Consider the following 1,239-nt stretch of genomic DNA (forward strand, 5'->3'; position numbering starts at 1 on the left):
CGACCCCGCCGGCGGTACGGTCGTCGAGCACCCGGTCCTCGGCTGGCGCAACGTCCGCGCCGGCGCCCAGCTGGCCCGGACCACCGGCCTGCCCGTACGCGTGGACAGCAATTCCCGCGCGCTGCTCAGAGCCGAACAACTCTTCGGGGCCGTCGCCGGCCGGGCCCGCAGCAGTGCGGTCCACCTGTTCGTGGGCAACGTCGTCGACGTCGCGTTCGCGGTGGGTGGTGTGGTCCACCAGGGTCCGCGGTCCGCCGCCGGCGCTGTCGCCCACCTTCCGGTCGAGGGCCGCGCCGAGGTCTGCGCCTGTGGCCGGATCGGCTGCCTGCAGGCGGCTGTCTCCGAGCAGACCCTCGTGCGCCGCGCCCTGACCGACGGGCTGATCGACCGGCCGGACGTCACGGCGCTGGTGGAGGTGGCCCGCGGCGGACACGCCGCGGCCGTCGCGCTGCTCCAGGAGCGCGCACGTCTCGTGGGCCGGGCCGCGGGCCTGCTACTCGACCTGTTCGATCCGGAGGTCCTGGTGGTGGCCGAGGCCGGTGCCAACCGGCTGCCGGCGTGCCTGGCGACGTTGCGCGCCGAGGCCGCGGCCTGCTCCGCCACGGGCGCCGACATGACCCGGACCGTGCACCCGAGCAGCTTTCCGAGCCACGTCCTCGCCGTCGCCGGTGGTGCGGTCGCCCTTGATCAGGTGTACGGCGCACCCCTGGCCACCAGCGATTACTTATTTCAGTGCGGCGCATGGTTGCCCCCTAATCCCAGCTGCATAGTATGAATTGAGCCGGCGGTGATCCCGCCGCATCCGGTACCCACTCCCCCTCCTCGGCTTCCGGCCTGCCACTCGCAGGTCTGCTCCGCCGTGCCCGCGCTCCATCCGATCGGAGGCCGTCCCATGACCGTCATCGTCTCCCGGCCACTCGCGCCGGCCCCGGTCGACGCCACGTTGTTCCGCCAGGTGTTCCGGCGCCACGCCGCCGGCGTGGCCGTCGTGACCACCGACGCGGGACGTGGCGCCGCCGGTGTCACCGTCACCTCGCTCGCCTCGCTGTCCGCCGAGCCACCGCTGCTGTCGTTCAGCATCTCCGCGGCCGCATCCTTCTGGCCGCACCTGCGGGACGCCGACACAGCCGTCGTGCACCTGCTGCCCCGTACGCAGGGCGCCCTCCTTGACCTTCCACTTGGCCAGCAGCTCGTCGTAGGAGCCGTCGTTGATGAGCGCGTATAGGGCGGTCTGCACGG

At 72.9% G+C, this 1,239-nt stretch carries 2 protein-coding genes; both read left to right on the plus strand.

The window, feature by feature from the left end:
* On the plus strand, positions 1–775 hold a 775-nt coding region (locus tag AB0C29_RS49180), incomplete at its 5' end, for an ROK family protein (protein ID WP_360835372.1).
* 117 nt (positions 776–892) lie between these two features.
* Positions 893–1,225, plus strand: coding sequence for a flavin reductase (locus AB0C29_RS49185; RefSeq protein WP_360835374.1), 333 nt, complete (start codon positions 893–895; stop codon positions 1,223–1,225).
* The last annotated feature ends 14 nt before the right edge of the window (positions 1,226–1,239 follow it).

Source organism: Actinoplanes sp. NPDC048791, from assembly GCF_040650095.1.
Classification (GTDB): domain Bacteria; phylum Actinomycetota; class Actinomycetes; order Mycobacteriales; family Micromonosporaceae; genus Actinoplanes.